The organism is Lentzea cavernae (genome assembly GCF_014653695.1).
In the GTDB taxonomy this organism is placed as follows: Bacteria; Actinomycetota; Actinomycetes; order Mycobacteriales; family Pseudonocardiaceae; genus Lentzea; species Lentzea cavernae.
Window position 1 is genome coordinate 114,226 of sequence record NZ_BNAR01000008.1, and the last position, 25,217, is coordinate 139,442.

Sequence of the window (25,217 nt, forward strand, 5' to 3'; positions counted from 1 at the left end):
TCCCGATGGCCCGCTACGACTCGCTCCTGGACGCGCTCGGCGGCACGCCGCTGGTGGGCCTGCCCCGCCTGTCGCCGTCGGAGAACGTGCGCATCTGGGCGAAGCTCGAGGACCGCAACCCGACCGGCTCGATCAAGGACCGGCCCGCGCTGGCCATGATCGAGGCGGCGGAGCGGGACGGCGTGCTGCGTCCCGGCGCGACGATCCTGGAGCCGACGTCCGGCAACACCGGCATCTCCCTGGCCATGGCCGCGAAGCTCAAGGGCTACGGCCTGGTCTGCGTGATGCCCGAGAACACCTCCACCGAACGCAAGCAGCTGCTGCAGGCGTACGGCGCGCGCATCGTGTTCTCGCCCGCCGCCGGCGGGTCGAACCAGGCCGTCGCCACGGCGAAGGAACTGGCCAAGCAGAACCCGGACTGGATCATGCTCTACCAGTACGGCAACCCGGCGAACGCCGAAGCGCACTTCCGCGGCACCGGCCCGGAGATCCTCGCGGACCTGCCCTCCATCACGCACTTCGTCGCCGGGCTCGGCACGACGGGCACGCTGGTCGGCGTCGGCCGGTTCCTGCGCGAGGCCAAGCCGGACGTGCAGATCATCGCCGCCGAACCCCGGTACGGCGAGCTGGTCTACGGCCTGCGCAACCTCGACGAGGGCTTCGTGCCGGAGCTGTACGACGAGTCGGTGCTGACCGGGCGGTACTCCGTCGGGTCCTACGACGCGTTGCGCCGCACCCGGCAGCTGCTGGAGACCGAGGGCATCTTCGCCGGCATCTCGACGGGCGCGATCCTGCACGCGGCCTTGGCCGTGGCGACCAAGGCCGAGGTGGCGGGGAAGTCCGCCGACATCGTGTTCGTGGTGGCGGACGCGGGGTGGAAGTACCTGTCGACCGGGGCGTACGCCGGGACGCTGGACGAGGCCGCGGCGAGGCTCGACGGCCACCTCTGGGCGTAGCCCGACGATCTTGTCGGTGGTGCCGGGTACGTTGTGACGCAGGGGATCCCAGCTCGGGGGGACCCCTGCGTGAGCGTTGCCACTATCCTGCGGCGATGCCGGTGACCGCTGATGACCTCGACACGGCTCTCTCCTGCCTGGCCGACGCGCTCGGCCCCGCGACCGGCCGCGACTGGGTGGTCCCGCCCGGCACGGGGGACTGGAACTGCCGCACCACCGCCGAACACGTGGGCGACTGCCTGCTGTCCTACGCGGCGCAACTCGTCGCCCAGCCGGATTCCCGCTACGTGCGCTTTCTCGCCGTCGCGGACGAGGGGGCGAGCCCGGCCGAGGTGTTGGAGTTCGCCGTGACCGGTGGCCGGATCCTCGCCTCGGTGGTGCGGACGACGGAGCCGTCCGGGCGCGCCTACCACCCCACCGGCTTGGCCGGCCCCGCGCACTTCGCCGGCATGGGCTGCGTCGAAGCGCTGGTGCACGGCGAGGACATGGCACGGGGCCTCGGTCTGAGCCTCGACCCGCCGCGGGACGTCTGCGCTCGCGTGCTCGAGGCGATGTTCCCCCACGACGACCTCGACGTGGACCCCTGGACCGGCCTGCTGTGGGCGACCGACCGCGTCAGCCTGCCCGGCCGCGAGCGGCAGACCGGCTGGCGCTGGGTGGCAGACGGGTTCAGCCGTTGAACGCGGTCCCCGGCACGCCCTGGCCGACACCGGGCAGCACCAGCACGGACCCGTTGAGCTGCCGCTCCATCAACGCCTGATCGGACAGTCCCACACGAGCAGACGTGACGTAGAGATCGGTGAAGTCCGGCCCGCCGAAGCAGCACGCGGTCGGGTTGTCGACCGGCACCTCGATCTCTCGGTCCAGCTCACCTCTGGGCGTGTACCGGCGCACCGCGTGCCCGCCCCACAGCGCGACCCACACGCACCCGTCGGCGTCGACGCACAACCCGTCCGGCCAGCCGTCGGTGTTGCCGACGTGGGCGAACGGACGGCGGTGCGCGACGGTGCCGGTGGCGTTGTCGAAGTCGAGGACGTCGATGCGGCGGGTCGGCGTGTCGATGAAGTACATGAGCTTCGCGTCCGGGCTCCAGCCGACGCCGTTGCTCGTGTTCACCTTGTCCAGCATCACCTTCGCGGCGCCGTCGCCGGTGACCCTGGCGAGCCAGCCCTCGTCGGCGGCCTGGTCGTAGCGCATGGTGCCGGCCCACAGGCGGCCCGACGGGTCGATGCCGGCGTCGTTGCCGCGCACGCCCTCGCGCGCCCAGTAGACGAGCCAGCTCTTGGCGCCGTCGCGGTCGATGAGGGCGATGCCGTCGCGCAGGTTGCAGACGATGCCGCCCTGCGCGCGCGGCTTGGCGGCGCCCACGTGCTGGGGCACCGAGAGCACCGCGTCGTCGTCCCGCGCGGGTGCGTACCGGTGCACCTCGGAGGCGAGGATGTCCACCCACAGCAAGGTGGAACTGCTGTGGTCCCAGGTCGGCCCCTCGCCGAGCTGGGCCGACGCGCGCACCGCTACTTCGATCGACACCCAACCACCCTAATCGCCACGTACGCTGGAGCCGTGGACCGCACCGCGCTTGCGAAACGGGTAATACCGCCGCACCCAGTGCTTTCGGCGCTCGTGGTGGCGGGGTTCGTCGGGTTCCTCTACGTCGTCGAGGTCTTCGACGTGGCGACCGGCAGTTCGCTGGAGGACGACGGCGTGCGGCCGCGCGACTTCAGCGAGTGGGACAACCTGCTGTGGATGCCGTTGATCCACGGCGACTGGAGCCACCTCACCGGCAACGCCGTTCCGTTGCTGCTGCTCGGGTTCCTCGCGACCTCGGGCGGGTTGAAGCAGTTCTTCCAGATCACCGCGGTGATCTGGTTGTCGAGCGCGCTCGGCGTGTGGGTGTTCGGCAGCCCCGGCAGCCACATCGGCGCGTCCGGTCTCGTGTTCGGGTTCCTCGCGTTCCTGCTGGTGCGCGGGATCTTCGCGCGCTCGTGGCTGCAGCTGGTGATCGCCGTCGGCGTGTTCGCGTTGTACGGCGCCGCGCTGTGGGGAGTGCTGCCCGGTCAGCCGGGCGTGTCGTGGGAAGGCCACCTGTTCGGCGCAATCGGCGGAGTTCTGGCTGCGTGGGGCGTGTCTCGTGACAACCGTCGCAGTACAACACCGGCTACATTCACCGCGTGACGATCGGGATCATGGACTCGGGCGTCGGCGGCCTGACGGTCGCCCGCGCGATCATGGACCAGCTGCCGGGCGAGTCGATCCACTACATCGGCGACACGGCGAACGGTCCCTACGGGCCGCTCCCGATCGCGCAGGCGCGCAAGCACGCCCTCGAGATCTGCGACCGGCTCGTGGACGAGGGCGCGAAGATGCTGGTGATCGCGTGCAACACCGCGTCCGCCGCCTGCTTCCGCGACGCCCGTGAGCGCTACGACGTGCCGGTGGTCGAGGTGATCCTCCCGGCGGTGCGCCGTGCGGTGATGACGACCCGTTCCGGCCGCGTCGGCGTGATCGCGACGGTCGGCACGATCAACTCGCACGCCTACCAGGACTCGTTCCAGGCCGCGCGCGACGTGACGGTGACGGCGGCGGCGTGCCCGCGGTTCGTCGACTTCGTGGAGCGCGGCATCACCTCGGGCCGGCAGGTGCTCGGGCTGGCACAGGCGTACCTGGAACCGTTGCAGCGCGCCGAGGTCGACACCGTGGTGCTGGGGTGCACGCACTACCCGTTGCTGACGGGCGTGATCCAGATCGTCATGGGGGAGCACGTGACGCTGGTGTCGAGCGCCGAGGAGACGGTGAAGGACGTCGTGCGGCTGCTGACCGAGCGAGACGAGTTCGCGTCCGAACCCGCTGTGCACCGCGTGACCTGCACCGGTCCGCCGGAGCGGTTCGCGAAGCTCGCCGCCCGGTTCCTGCCGACCTTCGAACAGTGGGGCTGATGTGCTGCTGACCGTGCTCGGCTGCTCCGGCAGCATCCCCGGCCCCGGCGCGGCCGCCTCGGGCTACCTGCTGGAGGCCGAGGGGTTCACGCTGGCGCTGGAGTTCGGCAACGGCGTGCTGTCGCGGTTCCAGGAGGAACGGCCGCTGTTCTCGATGGACGCCCTGGTGCTCTCGCACCTGCACCCCGACCACTGCGTCGACGTGTCCTCCCTTTACGTGGCGCGGAAGTACCACCCGGAGCCGCCTTCCACGCCGTTGCCGGTCTACGCGCCCGCCGAAGCACATTCGCGGTTCGTCGCGGCCTACGCGCCCAATGAGGCCGAGCGGTCGTCGCTGGACTTCACCGACGTGTTCTCGTTCCACGGCCTGGGCTCGACGGTCGAGATAGGACCGTTCACCGTGGACTCCGCCGTGGTGGCACATCCTTGCGAGGCTTACGGGTTCCGCATCTCGTGCGGCGGGGTGTCGCTGGCCTACACCGGCGACAGTGGGCCGTGCGAGGCGCTGGACTCGCTGGCGGCCGGCGTCGACGTGCTGCTGAGCGAGGCGAGCTGGACGCACGCCCCCGACCGCCAGCCGGACCTGCACCTGTCAGGGCGCCAGGCGGGCGAGCTGGCCGCGCGGGCGGGGGCAGGACGACTGCTGGTCACGCACGTGCCGCCGTGGACGTCGCGGGAGGCCGTGCTGCAGGAGGCCCTGTCGGCGTTCGGCGGGCCCGGTGAGCTGGTCGTGCAGGGCGGCCGGTACGAGGTGGGGGAGCGGACATGATCGAGATCGAACGCGTCGGAGAGCACGAGTTCGTCGCTTCCAACGGGCGCGGCGCGTCGGTGCGGATCGGGCGCAAGGGCCAGGAGGGCTCGTTCAGCCCGGTCGAACTGCTGGTCGCGGCCGCCGCCGGCTGCGCGATGGTCACGTCGGAGACGTTGATCCTCAGGAGAACAGGTGGCGAGGAGCTGACAGCGGTCGCGGACGCGGTCCAGTCCGAGAGCGGCAACGAGGTGATCTCCATCCCGGTGACGCTCTCGTACGACCTGTCCGCCGTGGACGACCCGGAGGCCCTGGAAACCGTCGTCCGGCGTGCCGTGGAGCAGCTCTGCACGGTCACGCGGACGTTGAAGCAGTCGGCGACTGCTCCGCTTCAGCTCCCGACACCGCTCCAGACGGCCTCCGACCCGCTGTGACCGGCGCGCACGGTCTGCACCGTCGTCCCGACCGCGAGCAGCACGACCAGCACGGACACCACGACTGAGACCACCCGCCACGTCTTCGTGGTGGGTGCCTCCGCCTGGCGTTCGCGGTCCGCGAGCCGCCCGGCCACCACCAGCGCGATCACCGCGACGCCGAAGCCGAGCGCGATGGGCAGCAGCATGTCGCCGAGGTCCGCGTGCACCTGGATGGCGGGGTTCTGCACGCCGTTGCGCGCGAGCGCGGCCTGGAAGTCCTCGCCGGCCTGCTTGGCCACCGGAACGGCCGCGACACCGGCCAGCGTGACCCCCAGAACGGGCCACGCGTACTTCTGCCGCCAGCGCGGGACCAGCGCGATCGCGATGGAACCGAGCGCCGCGAGGGGCAACAGCACGACCACCGCGTGCACCAGCAACGGGTGGAGCGGAATACCGTCGATCGTCAGCATGTCTCTCCCTACGCCATGGCGCTCCGCAGGGTTCATTAGGGTAGGGCGCGTGGTGCGAACCGACGGCCGAAACGACGACGTGTTGCGTGACATCCGGATCACGCGTGGATATCAGACCTGGCCCGCGGGCTCGGTCCTGATCGAGTTCGGGAACACCCGCGTGCTCTGCGCCGCGAGTGTCACCGAAGGCGTGCCCCGCTGGCGCCAGGGCTCCGGCCTCGGCTGGGTGACCGCCGAGTACGCGATGCTCCCCTCCGCGACCCACAGCCGCAGCGACCGCGAGTCCGTGAAGGGCCGCATCGGCGGCCGCACGCACGAGATCTCGCGCCTGATCGGCCGTTCTCTCCGCGCCTGCATCGACCTGGCGGCCCTGGGCGAGAACACCATCGTCATCGACTGCGACGTCATCCAGGCCGACGGCGGCACCCGCACGGCCGCGATCACCGGCGCCTACGTGGCGCTGGCCGACGCGATCACCTACCTGGGCGCGGCCGGCCGCCTCGCCGACCCGTCGCCCCTGTCGTGCGCGGTCTCCGCCGTGTCCGTGGGCGTGGTCGACGGCCGGGTCCGGCTGGACCTGCCCTACGAGGAGGACTCGCGGGCCGAGGTCGACATGAACGTCGTCGCCACCGACGCGGGCACGTTGATCGAGGTCCAGGGCACCGGCGAGGGCGCCACCTTCGCGCGTTCCACTTTGGACCGCATGCTCGACATCGCGCTGCAGGGCTGCGCGGAGCTGAACCGCCTCCAGGCCGAGGCGCTGTCCGCGCCCTACCCCGGCGTGCTGCCGGAGCCCAAGGCGAGCAAGCGATGAAGGTGCTGCTGGCCTCCCGCAACGCGAAGAAGCTCCGCGAGCTGCAGCGCATCGTCGTGGCGGAGTCGCTCGACGGCATCGAGGTGCTGTCGCTCTCGGACGTGCCGGAGTTCCCCGAGGCGCCCGAGACCGCGCCGGACTTCGAGGGCAACGCGCTGGCGAAGGCCCGCGACGCCGCTGCCGCCACCGGTCTGGTGTCCGTCGCCGACGATTCCGGGCTTGCCGTGGACGAGCTGAACGGCATGCCCGGCGTGCTGTCCGCGCGGTGGTCCGGTCGTCACGGTGATGACGACGCGAACCTGGACCTCCTGTTGGGACAGCTCGGCGACGTGCCGGACGAGCGCCGCGGTGCGGCCTTCGTCTCGGTGGTGGCTCTTGTCGTTCCTGGCGGCGACGAGGTCGTCGTTCGCGGCGAGTGGCGCGGCACGTTGCTGCGGGCTCGTCGTGGTGCCAACGGGTTCGGTTACGACCCGATCTTCGTGCCGGAGGGATCCGCCGTCACCTCGGCTGAGATGACGGCGGAGGAGAAGGACGCGGAGTCCCACCGGGGCCGCGCCCTCAAGCTCCTGGTCCCGCACCTGCGCAAGCTGGTCTAGTTTCTCGTCGTGGCAACGAGGTCATGCGGTGGCCTGCGCGTGTGAGGCCACCGACACGACGCACACGCCAGCGGCGATCAGGGCCATGCCCGCGAGCATGGCCAGGTTCAGCGGGTCGGAGAACAGCACACGACTCGTGATCGCCACCAGCGCGATGCCGGCGCCCGCCCAGATCGCATAAGTGATGGCGACCGGCAGGCCCATTCTGATCACGAGCGATTCCAGGTAGAGGGCCGTCATGAAGCCGGCCGCCAGACCGGCCACCGGCCACGGTTTTGTGAAGCCTTCGGAGTATTTGAGGCAGAGGGTCGCGAAAACCTCCGCGCCTACGGCGAGGGCAAGCAGTATCCACTTGAGCATTGAATTTTCCCAGCGCGAAATGCACGCGGCCTGAGGCGTGCGTGTTGAAGAGAACGGATGACAGGTGGGCGGAAAGCCCTGGTCAGCCGCCGCGTGCGGGGAAGTGGACTCGCAAGGTGAAATCAGACGGGATGTCGGGGCCGTTAGGTGCCGTCAAACGACACACGGTATATCACCCTCACCGGAACAGGGGCGGCGTTGTCGCGCGCCCTCCGTTCGACCATACCTGAAGAAGAAGCCGCCGTCGCGGTGAAAGCGACGGCGGCCTCACTAGCGTGGGAAATCAGGCGGGGAGTTCGCGCAGCAGTTTGGCGACGTGGCCGGTGGCGCGGACGTTGTACATGGCCTTGACGACCTTGCCGTCGGGGCCGACGAGGAACGTCGAGCGGATCACGCCCTGGACGGTCTTGCCGTAGTTCTGCTTCTCGCCGAAGGCGCCCCACTCGATGAGGACCTTCTTGTCCGGGTCGCCGAGGAGCGGGAAGGTCAGGCCCTCGGCGTCGCGGAACTTCGCGAGCTTCTCCTGCTTGTCGGGCGAGATGCCGACGACCTCGTAGCCGGAGTCGGCGAGGGCGCCGAGGTTGTCGCGGAAGTCGCAGGCCTGCTTCGTGCAGCCCGGGGTGCTCGCGGCCGGGTAGAAGTACACGACCACGGACTTGCCGAGGTAGTCGGACAGGGACACCGGCTTGCCCTCGCTGTCGGGCAGCGTGAACGCGGGCGCGGTGTCACCAGGTTCGAGACGACTGGTCATGCCCCAGAGACTATTCCGGAGACTAGGCCTGGCCCTCGAAGACCGTGGGCGCGTCCTGGCCCTGTCCGCCCGGCTGGATGGTCAGCTGCACTCCCACGGGCCCCTCGGGCACCGCGAACGCCAGCTGCAGCTGGGTGTCGCGGCCCGGCGGGAGTTCGGCGACCGCCGCGGCGAGGCCGTTGAGGCCCTGGACGGAGTCGACTAGCTCCGGGGCCGGGTTGCCGTCCGCTGTGGCCTTCACGGCGAGCTGGGACGACCTGTAGGGCGCCTTGGAGCCGTTGTAGACGGTGATCGTGAAGACCGCCGTGCGCTTGGCGGGGGGAACGGCCGTTTCGGACGGTGTGAGCGAACGGGGAGCAGACACCACGACGGACAGGCCCGAGGCCCACACGCGTTGCGTGCCGAACGCGGCGGCACCGGACGCGCTGGGCGTCTCGGCTCGCTGCTCGACCGTCAGGTTCTCGTTGGGGGTGACGGCGACACTGGGGCCCGCACATCCCGCCACGGCCAGCAACAGGCACAGGCCCGCGGCCGTTTTGGCGAACTTCACGAACTCCCCTTTCCCACCCCGGCGGTGGGTGTGAGCGACTCACGTCAACTGTGACGGTGTCCGAGGGGGAGTGCGAACGAAAGTGGCCTGAAGAAGCGGACCTGGTGCAGGGCCGTGGCCGACTCGTGATGGGCGGCGTGGGCGGCGCCACAAGTGCGCCGGCCCCACGCCGTCCTGGTGGCCGAGGCCACCGGGTGAAGCTAGGGAGCGCGTCGGGGGGCGTGCGCGCTCACACCGATCATCGCCCACTGTGTGCCACGCGCTACAAGCGGAGCCGGTTTTCACCCGTTCAGAGCAGCGCGTGGCGTACAAAACGTGAAGGTCACGCCTAGCCGACTCACGTATGTGCGGCTGAACGGCCCAGTGAAGGCGTCCGTTCGGCGATCTCGCTGAGGAGTTCGAACGAACGCAGACGGTCATCTTGCCCGTGGACGATCGACGTCACCATCAGCTCGTCGGCCGCTGTCGACTCCATCAACTCGTCCAGTCCGGAGCGGACCGTTGAGGGGGATCCGATGACCTGGGTGGACATGCGGTCTTCCACCACCAGCTGGTCGATCTCGGTGTACGGGTAGTCCGCGGCCTCCTGCGGCGTGGCGAGCGGGCCCGGACGGCCCTGGCGCAGCTTCACGAATGAGAGCGCTCCCGGGCCCGCGAGGTAGCGGGCCTGCTCGTCGGTGTCGGCGACCAGCACCGAGGCGCACACCATCGCGTACGGCGCGTCGAGGACCTCGGACGGCCGGAAGTGACGGCGGTACAACTCCAGCGCAGGCAACGTGTTCTGGGCGCTGAAGTGGTGGGCGAACGCGAACGGCAGGCCCAGCAGTCCCGCGGCCTGCGCGCTGTAGCCGGACGAGCCGAGCAGCCAGATCGGCGGCTTGTTGCCCGCGGCGGGCACGGCGTTGAGCTCGGCGGTGCCCTCGAAGTACTGGATCAGCTCGGTCAGCTCCTGCGGGAAGTTCTCCGCGGACAGACCGGCCTCGGTGCGCCGCAGCGCCCGCGCCGTCTTCTGGTCGGTGCCGGGCGCGCGCCCGATGCCCAGGTCGATGCGGCCGGGGTGCAGCGCCTCGAGCATGCCGAACTGCTCGGCGACCACCAGCGGGGCGTGGTTGGGCAGCATCACGCCGCCGGAACCGACGCGGATCGACTCGGTGGCGTCCGCGATGTGCCCGATCAGCACGGCCGGAGCGGACGAGGCGATGCCGGGCATGTTGTGGTGCTCGGCGAACCAGTAGCGGTGGTAGCCGAGGCGTTCTGCCTGCTGAGCGAGCTCCCGCGAGTTCCGCAGCGCGGTCGTCGCGTCCGACCCCGACGTGATGGGCGCGAGGTCGAGTACGGACAGCGGGATCTCACTCAGACGGCTCATACATCGATCAACACCGATACTTCGTCACTTCTTCCGTGAGACGGGTAACTCGTTTCGCGGCCTTCTCGTAGGTGGTGCCCTCGGGGTGCAGCGTCAGCACCGCGACGACGCTGAACCAGCACGTGCCGGACGTGTGCAGGGCCGGCGACTTCGTGTCGAGGTCCCACTGGATCCGCGGGCGCGGCCTGTCCACACACGGCTTCGCGGGGTCGCCGAACCCCGACCAGCCCTGCTTGAACGCGGGCTTCCAGGTGGCGGACGGCAGCCCGAACGACTGGTCGAACCCGTCCGACGCGCACTTCTCGGTCCGCTGCAGGTGCCCCATGATCGTGCGCCGCACGTTCGGCCTGGCGTCCTCCAGCAGGTACTTGTAGATCTTCACGACGTCATGCGCGCTCACGGCCGTGTAACCCCACATGCCGCGCTTCTCCGGCGGACGCGTGTCCTTGAGCTTCAGCCGCTCGGCCGTGCGCACGACGAGCTGCTCCCAGCCGTTCTCGACCCACAGCTCGCTGGCCGCGTTGTCGTCGCTGACCCGCAACATGGGTTCGATGCGCGGGTCGTCGCCCCGCGTCTCCAACTGTTCGATCGCTATCAGGATCTTCACCAGCGAGGCGGATCTGATCTGCTTGTGCACGTCACGGCCGGTCACCTGGTGCGTGATCCGGTCGTAGACCGCGTAGGAGGCCGTCGGTTCGGGAACGGGTGCCGTCGTGGGTGCCGCGAGCAGGGCCGTCGTCAGAAGTAGGTGCACGGCCCCGGAAGCTAGCGAGAACGATGACCTTTCGCCCGATGTTTCGTAGATCACAGGTGAGACGGAGTGACCGTGCCGTCACGTTGACCGTGGTGTGACGGACGTGGTGGTGATCGGCGCGGGACAGGCGGGCCTGTCCGCCTCCTACTTCTTGCGGCGGCGCGGTGTCGACCACGTCGTGCTGGACGCGAACCCCTCTCCGGGCGGCGCGTGGCTGCACCGCTGGCAGAGCCTGCGCATGCGGACCGTGCACGGCATCCACGAGCTGCCCGGCATGCCGTTCGAGCAGCCCGCACCCGACGAACCCGCGAACGAGGCGATCCCGTCCTACTTCGCCCGCTACGAACAGCTCTTCGACCTGCCCGTGGTGAGGCCGGTGAACGTCACCCAGGTGGTGAACGACGGCGCGCTGCTCAAGGTCGAGACCACCGACGGCGTCTGGACCACCCGAGGCCTGATCAACGCGACGGGCACCTGGCGCCGCCCCTTCTGGCCGCACTACCCGGGCCAGGAGACGTTCCAGGGCCGCCAGGTCCACACCGCCGACTACCAGGGCCCCGCCGACTTCGCGGGCAAGCGCGTCGTGGTCGTGGGCGGCGGCGCCTCGGCCACGCAACTGCTGCTGGAACTCGCTCCCTTCGCAGCGGAGACCCGCTGGGTCACGCGGCACGAACCGGTGTGGCGGGAGGGCCCGTTCACCGAGGACTACGGCCGCTGGGTGGTCGGCATGGTCGAGGAACGCGTGCGGGCAGGCCTGATCCCGCGCAGCGTCGTCAGCGTCACCGGTCTGGCCCTGAACGACGAGACGCGTGCCGGTCTGGCCGCTGGTGTGCTGGACCGCAAGCCGATGTTCGAGCGCATCACTCCCGCCGGTGTGGAGTGGGCGTCCGGGGAGCGCTTCGATGCCGACATCATCTTGTGGGCCACCGGGTTCCGGCATGACCTCGACCACCTCGCGCCGTTGCACCTGCGGGCCGCCGGTGGCGGGATTCAGGTGGACGGCACCCGTGTGGTGTCGGATCCGCGGATCCATCTTGTGGGGTATGGGCCTTCGGCCAGCACCATCGGGGCCAATCGGGCTGGGCGGGCTGCTGTTCGGGAGCTTGTGGGGTATTTGGACGGTGTGAAGGCCGCGGGTTAGTGGTGGACCGGGGTTGAGGTTGGAAGCGCCGGGATCAGGTGTTCGGGCTGGCTGGCTTTTTCGACACGCGGGTCGCCGTGGCGACCGTCGTGGCTGTGAATGGATGCCTCGGGGTATGAGCCGTCGGCCAGCGCTGTTGGGGAACTGGGTGGAGCGCTGCTGTTCGTAGGCGGAGCGAGGTTCCAGCACAGCGTGGAGCTCGCAAACCGGTCCGTGGACCGGGTGGGACCGGCGGCGCGGTCAGGCGTTCGTGCTGGCTGGTCTCCGCGACACGCGGATGACCACGAAGACAATCGGGGCCGCAGAGCTATGTCGTGGCGCCGGGCCGTCGGCCAACGCTGTCGGGGCGGCAGGCGCGCTGCGATCGTGAGCCGTCGGGGCGGCAGGCGCGCTGCTGTTCGTGGGCGGGGCCTGGGGACAGCCTGAAGGTCGCGGACGGCCCGCGGGCCGAAGCCGAGAACGGCAGGGTGGTCAGGCGTTCGTGTCGGCTCGTTTCTTCGAGATGCGGGTGACCACGAAGACGGCCACGGCCACGACTGCGAGGCCCAGGACGACCTTCGAGCCGATGCCCACGTACTGCTCGACCAGGTGCCAGTTGTCGCCCAGCAGGTAGCCCGCGAGGATCAGCGCCGTGTTCCACAGGAGGCTGCCGGCGGCGGTGTAGGCGAGGAACGGCGCTAATCGCATGCGTTCGACGCCGGCCGGGATCGAGATCAGGCTGCGGAAGACCGGGATCATGCGGCCGAAGAAGACCGCGCGGTAGCCGTTGCGCAGGAACCAGGCCTCTGTCTTGTCCACATCGGACACTCGCACGAGGGGCATGCGGGAGGCGATGTGGCGGACTCGGTCGCGGCCCAGCAGGGCGCCGATCCAGTACAGCAGGAGTGCGCCCGCGACGGAGCCGAAGGTGGTCCAGGCGATGGCGTCGAACAGCGACATCTTGCCCTGGGCCGCGGTGAAGCCGGCCAGGGGCAGGAAGACCTCGCTGGGCAGGGGTGGGAACAGGTTCTCCAGCGCGATCGCCAACGCCGCTCCGGGTGCGCCGGCCGCGTGCATCAGGTCGGTGACCCAGTCGACCAAGTTCATGTCGTCCAAGTTACGGATGGATGGGGGTGGGGACATTGGGGTAACCCGCAATGTTGGGGTGGGGGAAACCCCACCTCCGGGTCGGGGAAAACCCTCGGAAGCAGAGGAGTTCTTGCGTCCGAACAGGAACGGGTCAGTTCCGAGTGCGGTCCAAGAGCTCAGGGTGAGAGTGCTCACGCCGACCATATCCGAACATTCTTCATGATCCTCCTCGTCCACAAAGGAAACAGCGCGGTCCGTTCGTCCACAAAGCGGCGGAAAGGCCTTTCCGGCGACAGGATCGTTTGACTACGATCTTTTCGATGGCAGACCAGGTGGAGACGTGCGCGTTCTGCGGCACCGCGGCCGCCACCTCCCGGCCCAGACGCGCGCGGTACTGCTCGAACGCGTGCCGGCAGCGGGCTTACCGGCAGCGCGTGAACGAGCCCGTCGCGGCGCTGGACAGCTTCATCGGCCGGGACGCCGAACTGGGCCGGCTCAGGAGGAACGAAGCGCGCGTGCTCACGCTCGTCGGTCCGGCGGGTGTCGGGAAGAGCAGGCTGGTCAAGGAGTTCGCCGGGAACGGGGCGACGTGGGTCGAGCTCGCCGCCGAGGTGGACGTGGCGCGGGCGTGTGCGGCGGCGCTCGGTGAGCGGAGCGAAGAGCCCGTGCTGAGCACGCTGGTGCGCGCGCTCAGCGGGCGGAAGACGGTGCTGGTGCTGGACAACTGCGAGCGGGTCGCGGCGGAGTGCGCGGCGGTGCTCGAACCGCTGCTGCTCGGCTGTCCCGGTCTGACGGTCGTCGCGACCAGCAGGGAACCGCTGCGGCTGCCGGGGGAGGTGCTGTTCGCGGTGCAGCCGTTGTCGCTCGGGGACGCCGTGGAGCTGTTCACCGACCGCGCCCGAGCGAACCAGGTGGGTCTGCGGCTCGGCGGACGAGACGCGGTCGCGGCCCTGTGCGCGAGGCTGGACCGCCTGCCGCTGGCCATGGAGCTCGCGGCACGGCTCGTGACGGTGCTGACCGTCGAGGAGCTCCTGGCGCGGCTGGACGACCGGCTGGAGCTGCTCAACCGCGGCAACCGCACCGCCGCCGCACGCCACCGGAGCCTGCGCGCCGCGATCGGCTGGAGCTACGACCACCTCAGCGCCGAGGAGCAGCACGTGTTCCGGTGCATCTCGCAGGGGCCGGGCGGGTTCGGGCTCGACGGCGCGGTGCAGGCGTGCGACCTGCCGACGGACCGGGTGCTGGTGCTGCTGTCCGCGCTCGTGTCGAAGTCGTTGCTCACGTTCACCGGGAGCGGCCGGTTCGAGCAGCTGGAGTCGATCAGGCTCTACGGCAGGGAACGGCTCGCGGAGCAGGCCCGCCGCGGGCAGACCCCGCGGCGAACCGCTGAAACCGCTGGTCAATGAGGTCGGGGGGACTCGAACCCCCACTGGCTGGGACCTAAACCCAGTGCCTCTGCCAATTGGGCTACGACCCCTCGCGGGGAAGCCTATAGCCCTGCCACGGACTCGCTCTCGCGGGTCGCGCGAAGCCGCGCCACCCGCCGTCCACTACGGTTGGCGGTAGAACCGCTGCTAGGAGGACATGTGGCTCGCGATCCCGACACCATCCAGCGCGAGATCGAACAGGCTCGCACCGCGCTGGCCGCCACCCTGGACGAGCTCGGCGAGCGGGCCAACCCGCAGAAGCTCGTCGAGCAGGGCAAGTCGTCCGTGCTCGACGTGCTGAGCCAGCCCAAGGTCAAGTACACGCTGATCGCGGTCGGCGCGGTGGTCGGCTTCGCGCTGGTGCGCAAGCTGTTCCGCTAGCTGTTCCGCACCAACGGCAGGAGCACCTGCTCGACGACCTTCTCCACGAACGGCTCGTCGAGCGGGTCCCCGGTCAGCATCAGCCGGTAGATCAGGGCGGCGCCCGCGATCTCGACGGCCATGCCGCGCGGGGCGTCAGCGCGCAGCTCGCCCCGTTCGGCGGCCCGGTCGAGGATGCCGCGCAGCACGTCGCGCTGGGAGATCAGGAACGTCTCGCGGAACGCCGTCGCCAGCTCGGGCTCGTGCGGGAGCTCGCCCACGAGTGCCTGGGCGGCCTTGCCGATCGGTCCGGACAGGAACGCGGCGAACGACGAGAGGAACTCGCGCAGGTCCCCGGCCAGCGAACCGGTGTCCGGTGCCGCGAGGTTCTGCGTGGCGAGCTGGGTGCACGTGTCGATCACGAGATCGAGCTTCGACTCCCACCGCCGGTAGATCGTCGCCTTGCCCGCTCTCGCACGGGCCGCCACCGCGTCCATGGTGAGGGCCCGGTACCCGACCTCGGCCATCACCTCGAGCGCTGCCTGGCGTAAAGCGTCGTCCCTGCTGGCGTCGCGAGGGCGGCCCCGTTGCGGGGTCCTGCCCTCGTTGAACGCCGTTGTCGACACGGCCATGCCACCTCCTCGTACAAGGACACGGCACGCGCGTGTCTCCCCGCCCCTTTGGCGGAACATCCTAGGCGTCCTGCCCACCTGGCAGGGTGAGCAGCACCCGGTTGTTGCATCGTGTTGTTGTGAGTTCTATCTTGCGCGGTCCGCGCGAGAGGACCGCGCAAAAGCGAGCTGGGTCATGTAGCGCTTCACGATCCGGCCGTCGTAGCGCGTGTCGATCAGCCGGCCGATGTCCGCGACCAACCGGTCCCGGTCGGGCAGCGTGATGTGGTTCGAGTACGTGAGCAGCAGGTCGACGTACGTTTCGGTGCTGTAGGCGAGGTCCCACTCGTACCGGTGGAACTCGGGCTCGCCGAAGAACGCGCTCTCATCGAACTCGCGGGGGACGTCCGCCGCGGGGGAGAGCCGCAGACCCGGTGGCGTCGTGGGGTCCCAGCGCTCGTAGCACTCCTGCACGTCCACGGAGAACTGCTCGGTCCCGCCCGCGACGTGGTGCGTCGAGATCACGGCCAGCACCCCGCCGGGACGCAACGCCGCCGCGCAGCGGGCCATCCGCGTGGCCGGGTCGAGCCAGTGGAACGCCGTCGCGGACACCACGAGGTCGAACGGCTCCTCGGGCAACGGCCAGACCTCGAAGTCCGCCACGACCACCTCGGCCGCCGGCGCGTGCACACGGGCGAGGGCCGCGAGATCAGGGCTCAGCTCGACGGCCGTCACGTCACCGAGCGACGTCAGCGGCAGCGTGGCCTGGCCGGTGCCGGGCCCGATCTCCAGGATCCGGGGCCCGGACAGCAGGGAGAACAGCTCGGCAGGATAGCCGGGACGGGCCCGGTGGTAGCGGGCCGCGTCCTGTCCGAACGTGGTGCGCAGGTGCTCGCGGTCGGTCACACGCCGAATTCAAGCGAGCGCGACGGGAGCGCGTCCATCCCGTTTCGCGCGAACCCGGTCCAGACGCCGCGCATGGTCTTGGCCAGCACGGGATCCGGTTCCTGCCCGGCGAGCATGCCGGCGCCGCGCCAGCCGTCCGGGTCGAACAGGAACGGCAGGTCCATGCAGTGGCACGAACCCAGAGGGGCGCCGGCCGGTGCCCACCCGAAGGTGTAGGTGGCGACCTGACCGCCTGCCGCCGCCCAGTCCCGTGCCAGGTCGCGAGCGCCGAGGGCGAAGACCAACTCGGTCACGGCCTCCCAGTGCTCACGGCTCTGCACGTACGGGCTGCCGTCGTCGGCCGTGTGCCCCACGAGCAGTTCGACGCGGGAGGCGGCCGCGGCGAGGTCGACCTCGTCCAGCACCGGTGCGAACGGCATGCCGCCCGACGGGGCGAACTTCGGTCCGACCTCGGCGACGGCGGCGGTCTGAGCCGCCAGCACGTCCTCGGCGGAGGTGGAGGCGCCGACCGAAATGGACGAACGCAGCGCGGCCGTCATGTCGGCCCGCTCCGGGCTGCGCGTGCCCAGCGGCGCGCTCTGCAGGATCGCGCGGTGGAACAGGTTCTCGGTGTCCACGAGCATCAGCGCGTACACGGAGTCGGCACCCGCCGACTGCCCGAACGCCGTCACGTTCGACGGGTCACCACCGAACGCGCTGATGTTGTCCCGCACCCACCGCAGCGCCGTGAGCTGGTCGAGCAGGCCCAGGTTGTCCTGCAGGTAACCGAAAACGCCGAGGCGGTAGCTGACGCTGACGACCACGACACCTTCCGCCGCGAGCAACGAGGCGTCGTACTTCGTGGACTCGCCGCTGCCGGTCACGTAGGCGCCGCCGTGGAACCAGACCATCACCGGCAGGCCGGAGGCGTCCGCCGGAGCCGTCACGCTCAGCACGTGGCAGTGCTCGTCGAACGACAGCCCCTCGACCGAGTTGCCCACCACCGCGGCCAGCGACGACGGCGGCTGCGGGCAGGCGGGGCCGCGCTCGGAGGAGCGCACGCCGTCCCAGGCGAGCGGCTGCGGCGCGGCGAAACGGGAAGCGGTCGCATAACGGATGCCGCGGGCCCGCACGAGGCCGTCGGAGGTGATCTGCACGCTCCCGATACTAGGCACGCGTAACGAACTCCACAGCGTCTCGATTCGGCGGGAAGCGCCGACCAGGAGCACGATGCAAAGGTTGTTCAACGACTTGGAGGAGGCGCCCGTGCGGGCTACGACGATCTACGGCACCCGGGACATCCGCGTCGAGGAGGTGCCGGACGCGGCCGTCCAGGAAGCCACGGACGTCGTCGTCCGGGTCGAGCTCGCGTGCATCTGCGGCAGCGACCTGTGGGCGTACCGCGGTGTGGCCAAGCGCGCGGACGGACAGCGGATCGGGCACGAGTTCCTCGGCGTCGTCGAGGAGGTCGGCGGTGACGTGAAGAGCGTCCAGGTCGGCGACCGCGTGATCGCGCCGTTCGTGTGGAGCGACGGCACGTGCGCGTACTGCCAGGCCGGGCTGCAGACGTCGTGCCGCAGCGGCGGTTTCTGGGGCAGCAAGGGCAGCGACGGCGGCCAGGGCGAGGCCGTGCGCGTGCCGCAGGCCGACGGCACGCTGGTCCGCGTTCCCTCGGACGCGCCGGCCGAGCTGCTGCCCGCGTTCCTGAGCCTGAGCGACGTCATGGGCACCGGTCACCACGCCGCCATGGGCGCGGGTGTCGGTCCCGGTGCGACGGTCGCGGTCGTCGGTGACGGCGCCGTGGGCCTGTGCGGCGTGCTCGCGGCCAAGAGGCTCGGCGCCGAGCGGATCATCGCGCTGGGACGCCACGAGGACCGGGCGAAGATCGCGCGGCTCTTCGGTGCCACCGACCAGGTCGCCGAACGCGGTGAGGCCGCGATCGAGCGCATCAAGGAGATGACGGGCGGCCTCGGGGCGGCGGCGGTGCTGGAGTGCGTCGGCACCGAGCAGTCCTGGGAGACCGCGATGGGCATCGTGCGCGACGGCGGCCGCATCGGGTACGTCGGTGTGCCGCACGAGATGCCGGGGCTGCCGCTGGGCAAGCTGTTCGGGCGCAACATCGCCATCGGCGGCGGTGTCGCTCCCGCGCGGGCGTACCTGCCCGAGCTGCTGGCCGACGTGCTGGCCGGGCGGATCGACCCCGGTCCCGTGTTCGACCGGACGGTCTCGCTCGCCGACGTCGCCCAGGGTTACCAGGCGATGGACGAGCGGACCGCCCTGAAGGTCATCGTGAAGCCGTGATCACTTGGCAGCGGTGAGCACGTAGTCCTCGGCGCGCACGCGCTTGGTCCGCATCCAGTACCGCCAGGTGAATCCCGGCCACACGGTGCGGTTCACGCCCTGCGCGTCGAGGTACCAGCTCTTGCAGCCGCCCTGGGTCCACACGCCCTTGGTGAGCTTGCGCTGGATCTCGGTGTTGAACTCCTGCTGGGCCTCCAACCGCACGTCCAGCTCCGCTGCGCGGTGTTGGTCGAGGAGCCGGAGGCACTGCGCGATGTACCGGATCTGGGACTCGATCATGAACACGACCGAGTTGTGCCCGAGTCCGGTGTTGGGGCCCAGCAGGAAGAACAGGTTGGGGAAGCCCGAGACCGTGATGCCGTAGTAGGTCTCGATGCCCTCCTGGCGCCACTGCTTCGCGAGGTCGACGCCGCCCTTGCCCTGGATGTCCAGGTAGTCGAACGAGTCGACGACGTGGAAACCGGTGCCGTAGATGATGACGTCGACCTCGTGCTCGACGCCCGCACTGTCCACGATGGACTTCTCCCGCACCTCGGAGACCTTGTCGGTCACCAGGTCGACGTTCGGGTAGCCCAGCGCGGGGTAGAAGTCGTTGGAGATCAGCACCCGCTTGCAGCCCATGGTGTAGTCGGGCTTGAGCTTGCGCCGCAACGCCGGGTCCGGGACCTGCTTCTTCAGGTGCCGCACCGCGATGCCCTGCGCGAACTGCATGATCTTCGGGTTCACCGCGAACCCCAGCGCGGACGACTCGCGCGTCCAGTAGACGAAGTTGCGGTAGGCGCGTTGCGTGAAGGGCAGGGCGCGGAACAGCTTCTGCTCCCAGCCGTTGATCGACCGGTCGGCCTTGGGCATGATCCACGGCGGCGTGCGCTGGAAGATCTTCATCGACCCGACCCGGCCGGCGATCTCCGGCACGAACTGGATCGCCGACGCCCCGGTGCCGATCACGGCGACGCGCTTGCCTGTCAGGTCGTAGTCGTGGTCCCACTGCGCGCTGTGGAACGTCTTGCCGCCGAAGTTCTCGATGCCCGGCAGCTCCGGGATGTTCGGGATGTGCAACGCGCCGACGCCCGCCACCAGTGCCTGCGCGGTGTACGTGTCGCCCTGCTCGGTCGTCACGTGCCAGCGCTTGGCCTCGTCGTCCCACTGGGCGCCGGAGACCTTGGTGTTGAAGCGGATGTGCGGGCGCAGCCGGTACTTCTCGGCCACGCGCTGCAGGTAGCCGAAGATCTCGCCCTGCTGGGCGAACATCCGCGACCACTTCGGGTTCATCTCGAACGAGAACGAGTACATGTGCGACGGCACGTCGCACGCGCAGCCGGGGTAGGAGTTGTCCCGCCAGGTGCCGCCGAGGTCGGCGGCCTTCTCGAGAACCACGAAGTCGTGCTCGCCGCGGCGCTTCAGCTCGATGGCCATGCCGAGGCCGGAGAAGCCGGTGCCGATGACGAGCACTTTCGTCTCTCGATGCATGGGGAGGTCCCTCCGCTCGCGGTGGCTACTTCGCAGTAGGTTACTCGAAGTAAGTTACGAGCGGTAGACTCCGTTCGTGACTGCTCCGCGCCGCCGCATGCCCAAGGCCCAGCGCATGGCGCAGATGCTCACCGTCGCCGAGGAGATCTTCGCCGAGCAGGGGTATCTGGCCACGTCGATGGACGAGATCGCCGAACGCGTCGGCGTCTCGAAGCCGATGCTCTACGAGTACTTCGGCTCGAAGGAAGGCTTGCTCATCGGCTGCATCCACCGTGCGCGCACGGAGCTGCGCGAGAAGACGGCGGCGGCGATCGCGGGTGCGGCCGGGCCGGAGGAGTTCCTGCGGTTGGGGCTGCTGGCGTTCTTCGAGTTCATCGACGAGCACCGCAGGTCGTGGGCGCTGCTGCGGCAGGAGGCGGCCGTGGCCGTGCCGTCGGCGCAGGAAGAGGTGGAAGGCATCCGCCAGCAGCAGACGGACATGATCGGTGCCGTGCTGGCGTCGTTCACGCCGGAGATCGACCCGCTGGAGGCGGAGGCGTTCGCGGAGATCGTCGTCGGTGCGACCGAACGGCTCGCGGTGTGGATGGAGCGCAGGCCCTCGGTGGGACCTGCGCTCGCAACCGACTACGTGATGAACGTGATCTGGCCGGGCGTCGCTAGGAAGCTGCCCGAACCCGCTCCGCACGCATAGCGGCGACGGCGGGCAGGTCGATCGGCGCGACCTTCGTGCCGGTGGCCCACTCGATCAGCATGTCCGCGAGCGCCGGGTTGCGCGGCAGCACCGGGCCGTGCAGATAGGTGCAGACGATCCGGCCCTGCACGGCGCCCTCGACGCTGCCGTCGTTGCCCGTGCCGACCTTCACGTTCGCGAGCGGCCGGGCGGCCGGGCCCAGCGTGGTGCGGCCCTGGTGGTTCTCGAACCCGATCAGCGGTCCGGCGAACAGGCCGTTGATCGGCTCGGCGACGACCTCGCCGATCGCGCGGCTCCCGCCGGCGTGCGACGACGAGTCGATCAGGCCCATGCCGGGGTGGGTCACGTTGTCGGCGCGGGTGAAGCTCTCGCCGAAGATCTGGATGCCGGCGCAGACGCCCAGCACCACGGCGTTCTTCGTGACGGCGCGCTGCAGGCCGGGGTGCTCGCGCAGGTGCTTGACCGCCAGCGTCTGCGCGGTGTCCTCACCGCCGCCGACGACGTAGATGTCGCACGAGTCCGGCACCGGCTGGCCGTAGTTGATCGGCACGATCTCGGCTTTGACGCCGCGCCACTTCATGCGCTTCTCGAGGACCACGGCGTTGCCGAAGTCGCCGTACGTGCCGAGGAGATCCGGCAGCACGAGCGCGATCTGGATTGTCGACTCACTCATCAGCGGCAGCCCTGGCATTCAAGTCGCGGAACGCGGTGTAGTTGGCGATGACCTCGACCGCGCCCTGCGGCATCTGGTCGATGGCCTTCAGGGGGTCGGGCACGATCGAGTGCTGGACCTCGGCGTAGGTAAGGCGGACGGCGAGGTCGGTCGCGCGCTCGCCGGACGCGATGACCGTGCGGCCCTGCAGGCGCTCGAAGGGGACGTCCCACAACCAGCTCAGGTCGCGGCCGTCGGCCTCGTTGGCGTTGATCACCAGGACGGCCGGGTGGTTGGCCTCCTTGACGACCGTCAGGGTCTCGCTCCAGCCCGCCGGGTTCTTGCTGAGCAACAGGCGCGCACTGCGGCCGTTGCGCTGGATCGTGCGGTAGCGGCCGCTCACGTTCGAGACGCTGCGCAGCCGGCGCACGGCCTCGTCCGCGGGCACGCCCATGGCGTGTGCGGCCGCCGACGCCATGACGGCGTTGGCCTGGTTGAACTTGCCCGGCAGCGTGAGGCGCAGCTCGAGCTTCTGGTGCTCCGGCGTGATCATCGCCTCGTCGGCGGTGATCCAGTTCGGGTGCGGCCGGGCGAGGTCGCAGCCCGTGCAGTGCCAGTGCTCGCCCTGCCAGCGGATCGGGTTGCCACAACGCGGGCAGCTCGCCGAGTCGTGGTGCCAGCCGGTGCCGGTGGCGACCCAGACGACCTTCGGCGCGTTCCAGGCGGCGCTCGTCACCATCACGTCGTCGCAGTTCGCGATGATCGTGCAGTTCTGCAGCTTGTTGACGGCGTCGCGCAGCGACCGCTCGATGGTGCGGACCTCGCCGACCCGGTCGAGCTGGTCGCGGCTCAGGTTCAGGATCACCGCGACGGACGGGTTGCTGGCGCCCGCGACGGCCGGGAAGTAGGCCTCGTCGCACTCCAGCACCGCGTACGGGGCGTCCGGCTGCTTCGAGAGCGCCGTGACGTGACCGTCGGGCATGTTCGCGCCGCTGTGGTTCGTGGCGACCTCGCCCAGCGCGCCCACGGCCCTCGCCAGCATCATCGTGCTGGTGGTCTTGCCGTTGGTGCCCGTCACGACGGCGACCCGGCGGCCCTGGGTGAGGCGGTTGAGTGCCTGCGGGTCGAGCTTCAGCGCAACCCGGCCGCCGATCATGCCGCCGGCGCCGAGACCCATCTTCTGGGACAGCGTGGAGCTCAGGTTGCCCAGCTTCACGGCGGCTGCGGTGCGCAGGGGGAGGCGGGCGGGGGAATCGTTCACCCCGGCGACTCTACCGGCGGTGCCGTCCGGCCCTTTCCGGACGGTCGTTGCGTTGGTGTGAACGGGGGTTCGGTACAACTAGCGACTCAGCCCCCGCAGGATCCGGATCAGCTCCACCGTGGGCAGCTGGCACAGCTGCGCCATGTTCTCCAGGGCGGGCAGGTCGAGGTGCACGTCGGGCGAGGCGCCGGGGGGCAACGCGTGCAGCCGTCCGGCGGCCCAGCGCCGCAGCGGCAGGATCCGCGGGTTGTCGGCGGCGGCGATCGCCGTGAGGCTCAGCGACAGGTGGCCGGCGGGGGTGTCGCCGAAGAAGCGTTCGTGCACACGAGCGAGGACTTCGTGCGCAGGGACGTCTAGGGCGTGGCAGATCTCCACGAGGCGCACGACGGAACACTGCCGCGTGCCCAGCTCGTAGGTCGCCAGCGTCTGCAGCGAGATCTCCGTCTGCAGCCGCTTGTTGAGCTCCTTGCGGGTCCATCCGCGCTGCTTGCGAAGGCTGCGGATCTCATCACCGAGCACGCGCTGGTACGCCGCTGTGTCGATTTGGCCGTTCGCAGTCTGCACTCTGGTCCTCCACCCCGTGAGCGGGTCTCACGGTGATGGAAGGCGGTAGTGCTTCGTCGCTTACGCAACTTGCCAGTAGAACCCCCCGAATGGGGGATACATCTCTACTCTGAGTATCAGTTCACGCAGCGCACGCCGTCCGCGGAGATGGGCGGAGGGGCCGCGGGGTCAGCCGGTTGCTGACGCGCACCGTCCAGGGCGAGCACTCCGGATCCCGTGAAACCCTGCGCGCCGGGGCCCGAGTAGTCCGACCCGAGGAAGACGCGGGCGGCGCCGACCGGCACGTTGACGTCCTCCTCGACCTTCATGCCGCCGAGGGCCTCCTGGACGGCGTTCGCACCCGCTTCGCCGCCCTTGCCGTAGCGGACGACGGACTTCGTCAACGCGTCGGCGTTGCCCGTCTGGCCGCCCTTGAAGCCCTTCGCGACGAGCGACTCCAGCACCTGGCCCGCGAGGCCGGGCTGACCGGAGGCGTTGCGGACGTCGACGGTCACCGCGGACTTGTCGACCTTCGGGTCGGCCGGGTTCGACGTGGCCGGGGCCTTGCCGAGGCCCTTGACGAACGCCCGCACCTCGGACTCGGTCACCTCGACCGCCGAGCCGTCCTCGGGCGTCTGCAGGTCGGGGTTGCCGGTCGGGATCGTCTGGAACGTCATGTTGCCGCCCGTCATGTCCTTCATCTGCAGGGCGAACTTGGTGATGTCCCAGCCTTCGTCGAGCACGATCGCGCCGCTCACGGCCTTGATCATCTCGCTGCGCTTGGTGCTGTCGGTGAGCACGCCCGCGGACAGCATCTTCTTCGCGAGACCCGCCATGAAGACCTGCTGGCGCACCACGCGGTCGAGGTCGCCCATCGGCAGGCCGTGGCGCTGGCGGACGAACGCGAGGGCGTTCTTGCCCTCGATCGTCTGCTGGCCCGCGGGGAAGTTCGCGCCGGAGAAGCTGTCGCGGACCTTGGTGTTGAGGCAGACGTCGATGCCGCCGATGGCCTTGGTGATGTCGTAGAAGCCGACCAGGTTGACCTCGGCGTAGTGGTCGATCGTCGCGCCGGTCAGGGTCTGGATGGTCTCGATGAGGTTCTTCGCGCCCGCCTTGCGCGACTCCATCTCGACCTCGGGCCCGGCCTTGCCGCTGCCCTGCAGCTTCTCGGCCGCGTCGTTCTTGGCGTACCCGTAGGCGGAGTTGATCTTGTGTCGCCCGTAGCCGCCGGCGATCTTCACGTAGGAGTCGCGCGGGAACGACACGGCGTAGGCCTTGCCGCTGTCGTTCGGGATGTGCAGCAGGATCAGCGTGTCGGTGTTGAAGCCGCCGTCGTCGGTGCCGCCCGCCTGCAGCTCGTTGAGGATGTTCTGCGGCAGCGGGTTGCCCTTGGAGTCGGTGCGGCTGTCCATGCCGACCAGCAGGATGTCGATCGCGCCGTCGGCGGGCTTCTCACCGGCGTCGGCGAGGTTCAGGTCCTGCTTGGTCAGGCCGTCGGTCAGCGCCGTCAGGTTCTGCCAGGCGATGCCGGTGACCAGCAGGATCGTCGCGGACAGCATGCTGATGAAGATCTTCGCGCCGGTGGAGGCGCCGCGCTGGGTCCTGCTCGGGCGGCGGGCCGCCGCGGGCCTCGGCCTCGGTCGCGGCCGGGGCGCGGGGGACTCGGCCCTCGCCTTCGCCGGGGTGGTGCGGACCGTGGGGCGGTCGGCGACCGGACTCGCGGCGCGCGGTGGGTCGGTGCGGCCGACGGACACCCGGCGCGGCTCGGCGCGGCTCGAGGACTCGCGGCGCGGCGGCTCGGTGCGTTTCGGGGGTTCGCGGCGGGGCGGCTCGCTGCGGCTCGCGGACTCGCGGCGCGGCGGCTCGGAGCGCTTCGGAGGCTCCCGACGTGGGGGTTCGGCCCGGTTCGGCTGCTTGCGCGGGGGCTCGGAGCCCCGCGGCGGCACCTGCGGGCGGCGGGGCTGGCCCGCCTGGGGACGCGGGGTGGCAGAGGGTCGCCTGGGATTCCCGTTCGGGTCTCCCGGCCGCGGCGGCCGGTTGTCCACACCCACTCCTCTCGGCGCATTCGGGTACACCTAGTAGACGTGCGG

The 25,217-nt window shown here is 70.0% G+C and carries 30 protein-coding genes and 1 tRNA gene; 14 read left to right on the forward strand and 17 right to left on the reverse strand.

What is annotated here, in order from left to right; genetic code table 11:
• Positions 1-5: 5 nt before the first annotated feature.
• Both IE307_RS25780 and IE307_RS25785 read left to right on the forward strand, forming a co-directional pair.
• Positions 6-956, forward strand: coding sequence for a PLP-dependent cysteine synthase family protein (locus IE307_RS25780; RefSeq protein ID WP_189158898.1), 951 nt, complete (start codon positions 6-8; stop codon positions 954-956).
• A 95-nt stretch (positions 957-1,051) separates the two neighbouring features.
• Positions 1,052-1,636, forward strand: a complete 585-nt coding sequence (locus tag IE307_RS25785; RefSeq protein WP_191301943.1) for a maleylpyruvate isomerase mycothiol-dependent enzyme family protein — start codon at positions 1,052-1,054, stop codon at positions 1,634-1,636.
• On the opposite strand, the gene IE307_RS25790 is transcribed toward IE307_RS25785, so the two are convergent.
• Entirely contained in the window at positions 1,626-2,486 is an 861-nt protein-coding gene (locus IE307_RS25790; protein WP_191301944.1) for an SMP-30/gluconolactonase/LRE family protein, read from the reverse strand. The genes IE307_RS25785 and IE307_RS25790 overlap by 11 nt on opposite strands.
• A gap of 78 nt (positions 2,487-2,564) precedes the next feature.
• Here IE307_RS25790 and IE307_RS25795 point away from each other — a divergent pair, with 78 nt between their 5' ends.
• Genes IE307_RS25795 through IE307_RS25810 form a run of 4 tightly spaced genes read left to right on the forward strand, consistent with a single transcriptional unit; the run spans position 2,565 to position 5,074 of the window.
• Positions 2,565-3,131, forward strand: a complete 567-nt coding sequence (locus IE307_RS25795; RefSeq protein ID WP_229905061.1) for a rhomboid family intramembrane serine protease — start codon at positions 2,565-2,567, stop codon at positions 3,129-3,131.
• A gap of 11 nt (positions 3,132-3,142) precedes the next feature.
• Positions 3,143-3,892 carry a glutamate racemase gene (murI, locus tag IE307_RS25800; RefSeq protein WP_191302168.1) on the forward strand — a complete coding sequence of 250 codons (750 nt, stop codon included), beginning with the start codon at positions 3,143-3,145 and terminating at the stop codon, positions 3,890-3,892.
• Position 3,893: 1 nt separating this feature from the next.
• Entirely contained in the window at positions 3,894-4,661 is a 768-nt protein-coding gene (locus tag IE307_RS25805) for an MBL fold metallo-hydrolase (protein WP_191301945.1), read from the forward strand.
• Positions 4,658-5,074, forward strand: coding sequence for an OsmC family protein (locus IE307_RS25810; protein ID WP_191301946.1), 417 nt, complete (start codon positions 4,658-4,660; stop codon positions 5,072-5,074). The genes IE307_RS25805 and IE307_RS25810 overlap by 4 nt, the downstream gene beginning before the upstream one ends.
• On the opposite strand, the gene IE307_RS25815 is transcribed toward IE307_RS25810, so the two are convergent.
• The gene (locus IE307_RS25815) at positions 5,032-5,526 is read right to left on the reverse strand and encodes a DUF2231 domain-containing protein (protein ID WP_229905062.1); all 495 of its coding nucleotides are present in this window, start codon (positions 5,524-5,526) and stop codon (positions 5,032-5,034) included. The genes IE307_RS25810 and IE307_RS25815 overlap by 43 nt on opposite strands.
• Before the next feature lie 49 nt (positions 5,527-5,575).
• Between IE307_RS25815 and rph the strand changes: the two genes are divergently transcribed.
• The gene (gene rph / locus IE307_RS25820) at positions 5,576-6,340 is read left to right on the forward strand and encodes a ribonuclease PH (RefSeq protein ID WP_191301948.1); all 765 of its coding nucleotides are present in this window, start codon (positions 5,576-5,578) and stop codon (positions 6,338-6,340) included.
• Positions 6,337-6,936, forward strand: coding sequence for an RdgB/HAM1 family non-canonical purine NTP pyrophosphatase (rdgB, locus tag IE307_RS25825; protein ID WP_191301949.1), 600 nt, complete (start codon positions 6,337-6,339; stop codon positions 6,934-6,936). Before rph ends, rdgB begins: the two co-directional genes overlap by 4 nt.
• 21 nt (positions 6,937-6,957) lie before the next feature.
• On the opposite strand, the gene IE307_RS25830 is transcribed toward rdgB, so the two are convergent.
• From IE307_RS25830 to IE307_RS25850, 5 genes are all read right to left on the reverse strand, one after another.
• Entirely contained in the window at positions 6,958-7,296 is a 339-nt protein-coding gene (locus tag IE307_RS25830; RefSeq protein WP_191301950.1) for a DMT family transporter, read from the reverse strand.
• A gap of 283 nt (positions 7,297-7,579) precedes the next feature.
• Positions 7,580-8,047, reverse strand: a complete 468-nt coding sequence (gene bcp / locus IE307_RS25835) for a thioredoxin-dependent thiol peroxidase (RefSeq protein WP_191301951.1) — start codon at positions 8,045-8,047, stop codon at positions 7,580-7,582.
• 22 nt (positions 8,048-8,069) lie between these two features.
• A complete protein-coding gene (locus IE307_RS25840; RefSeq protein ID WP_191301952.1) occupies positions 8,070-8,597 on the reverse strand; it encodes a hypothetical protein in 528 nt (175 codons plus the stop codon).
• A 337-nt stretch (positions 8,598-8,934) separates the two neighbouring features.
• Positions 8,935-9,963 (reverse strand): LLM class flavin-dependent oxidoreductase, encoded by a 1,029-nt coding sequence (locus IE307_RS25845; protein ID WP_191301953.1) that lies wholly within the window; start codon positions 9,961-9,963, stop codon positions 8,935-8,937.
• A gap of 7 nt (positions 9,964-9,970) precedes the next feature.
• Positions 9,971-10,717, reverse strand: a complete 747-nt coding sequence (locus tag IE307_RS25850; protein WP_229905063.1) for a hypothetical protein — start codon at positions 10,715-10,717, stop codon at positions 9,971-9,973.
• Between the two features lie 94 nt (positions 10,718-10,811).
• Between IE307_RS25850 and IE307_RS25855 the strand changes: the two genes are divergently transcribed.
• The gene (locus IE307_RS25855; RefSeq protein ID WP_191301954.1) at positions 10,812-11,858 is read left to right on the forward strand and encodes an FAD-dependent oxidoreductase; all 1,047 of its coding nucleotides are present in this window, start codon (positions 10,812-10,814) and stop codon (positions 11,856-11,858) included.
• Between the two features lie 471 nt (positions 11,859-12,329).
• Here the strand turns inward: IE307_RS25855 and IE307_RS25860 are convergent, their stop codons facing one another.
• Positions 12,330-12,944, reverse strand: coding sequence for a DedA family protein (locus IE307_RS25860; RefSeq protein ID WP_229905064.1), 615 nt, complete (start codon positions 12,942-12,944; stop codon positions 12,330-12,332).
• A 302-nt stretch (positions 12,945-13,246) separates the two neighbouring features.
• Here IE307_RS25860 and IE307_RS25865 point away from each other — a divergent pair, with 302 nt between their 5' ends.
• On the forward strand, positions 13,247-14,332 hold the full coding sequence (locus tag IE307_RS25865) for an ATP-binding protein (RefSeq protein ID WP_191301955.1): 1,086 nt from the start codon (positions 13,247-13,249) through the stop codon (positions 14,330-14,332).
• Here IE307_RS25865 and IE307_RS25870 read toward each other — a convergent pair.
• Positions 14,330-14,403: transfer RNA gene (locus IE307_RS25870), tRNA-Leu, on the reverse strand. The genes IE307_RS25865 and IE307_RS25870 overlap by 3 nt on opposite strands.
• A gap of 109 nt (positions 14,404-14,512) precedes the next feature.
• On the opposite strand from IE307_RS25870, the gene IE307_RS25875 reads away from it, so the two are divergent.
• On the forward strand, positions 14,513-14,734 hold the full coding sequence (locus IE307_RS25875) for a DUF3618 domain-containing protein (protein WP_191301956.1): 222 nt from the start codon (positions 14,513-14,515) through the stop codon (positions 14,732-14,734).
• On the opposite strand, the gene IE307_RS25880 is transcribed toward IE307_RS25875, so the two are convergent.
• The 3 genes from IE307_RS25880 to IE307_RS25890 all read right to left on the reverse strand — a co-directional run bounded on the left by IE307_RS25880 (position 14,731) and on the right by IE307_RS25890 (position 17,366).
• A complete protein-coding gene (locus IE307_RS25880) occupies positions 14,731-15,345 on the reverse strand; it encodes a TetR/AcrR family transcriptional regulator (RefSeq protein WP_229905065.1) in 615 nt (204 codons plus the stop codon). The genes IE307_RS25875 and IE307_RS25880 overlap by 4 nt on opposite strands.
• Positions 15,346-15,471: 126 nt before the next feature.
• Entirely contained in the window at positions 15,472-16,230 is a 759-nt protein-coding gene (locus IE307_RS25885) for a class I SAM-dependent methyltransferase (RefSeq protein WP_191301957.1), read from the reverse strand.
• Positions 16,227-17,366 (reverse strand): carboxylesterase family protein, encoded by a 1,140-nt coding sequence (locus IE307_RS25890; protein ID WP_191301958.1) that lies wholly within the window; start codon positions 17,364-17,366, stop codon positions 16,227-16,229. The genes IE307_RS25885 and IE307_RS25890 overlap by 4 nt, the downstream gene beginning before the upstream one ends.
• 109 nt (positions 17,367-17,475) lie before the next feature.
• Between IE307_RS25890 and IE307_RS25895 the strand changes: the two genes are divergently transcribed.
• Complete coding sequence (locus IE307_RS25895) at positions 17,476-18,510, forward strand: zinc-dependent alcohol dehydrogenase family protein (RefSeq protein ID WP_191302172.1); 1,035 nt, start codon at positions 17,476-17,478, stop codon at positions 18,508-18,510.
• Here IE307_RS25895 and IE307_RS25900 read toward each other — a convergent pair whose 3' ends face one another.
• Positions 18,511-19,980: a flavin-containing monooxygenase gene (locus IE307_RS25900; RefSeq protein ID WP_191301959.1), complete on the reverse strand. Its 1,470-nt coding sequence runs from the start codon at positions 19,978-19,980 to the stop codon at positions 18,511-18,513.
• A 115-nt stretch (positions 19,981-20,095) separates the two neighbouring features.
• Between IE307_RS25900 and IE307_RS25905 the strand changes: the two genes are divergently transcribed.
• Entirely contained in the window at positions 20,096-20,671 is a 576-nt protein-coding gene (locus tag IE307_RS25905) for a TetR/AcrR family transcriptional regulator (protein WP_229905097.1), read from the forward strand.
• Here IE307_RS25905 and IE307_RS25910 read toward each other — a convergent pair.
• From IE307_RS25910 to IE307_RS25925, 4 genes are all read right to left on the reverse strand, one after another.
• A complete protein-coding gene (locus IE307_RS25910) occupies positions 20,637-21,344 on the reverse strand; it encodes a type 1 glutamine amidotransferase (protein ID WP_191301960.1) in 708 nt (235 codons plus the stop codon). The two genes, IE307_RS25905 and IE307_RS25910, sit on opposite strands and share 35 nt — an antisense overlap.
• Positions 21,337-22,584, reverse strand: coding sequence for a MurT ligase domain-containing protein (locus IE307_RS25915; protein ID WP_229905066.1), 1,248 nt, complete (start codon positions 22,582-22,584; stop codon positions 21,337-21,339). Before IE307_RS25915 ends, IE307_RS25910 begins: the two co-directional genes overlap by 8 nt.
• Positions 22,585-22,662: 78 nt before the next feature.
• Positions 22,663-23,148, reverse strand: coding sequence for a helix-turn-helix domain-containing protein (locus IE307_RS25920; RefSeq protein WP_229905067.1), 486 nt, complete (start codon positions 23,146-23,148; stop codon positions 22,663-22,665).
• Between the two features lie 116 nt (positions 23,149-23,264).
• The gene (locus IE307_RS25925) at positions 23,265-24,686 is read right to left on the reverse strand and encodes an LCP family protein (RefSeq protein WP_191301961.1); all 1,422 of its coding nucleotides are present in this window, start codon (positions 24,684-24,686) and stop codon (positions 23,265-23,267) included.
• Here IE307_RS25925 and IE307_RS25930 point away from each other — a divergent pair.
• Positions 24,658-25,206, forward strand: a complete 549-nt coding sequence (locus IE307_RS25930) for a hypothetical protein (protein ID WP_191301962.1) — start codon at positions 24,658-24,660, stop codon at positions 25,204-25,206. The two genes, IE307_RS25925 and IE307_RS25930, sit on opposite strands and share 29 nt — an antisense overlap.
• The last annotated feature ends 11 nt before the right edge of the window (positions 25,207-25,217 follow it).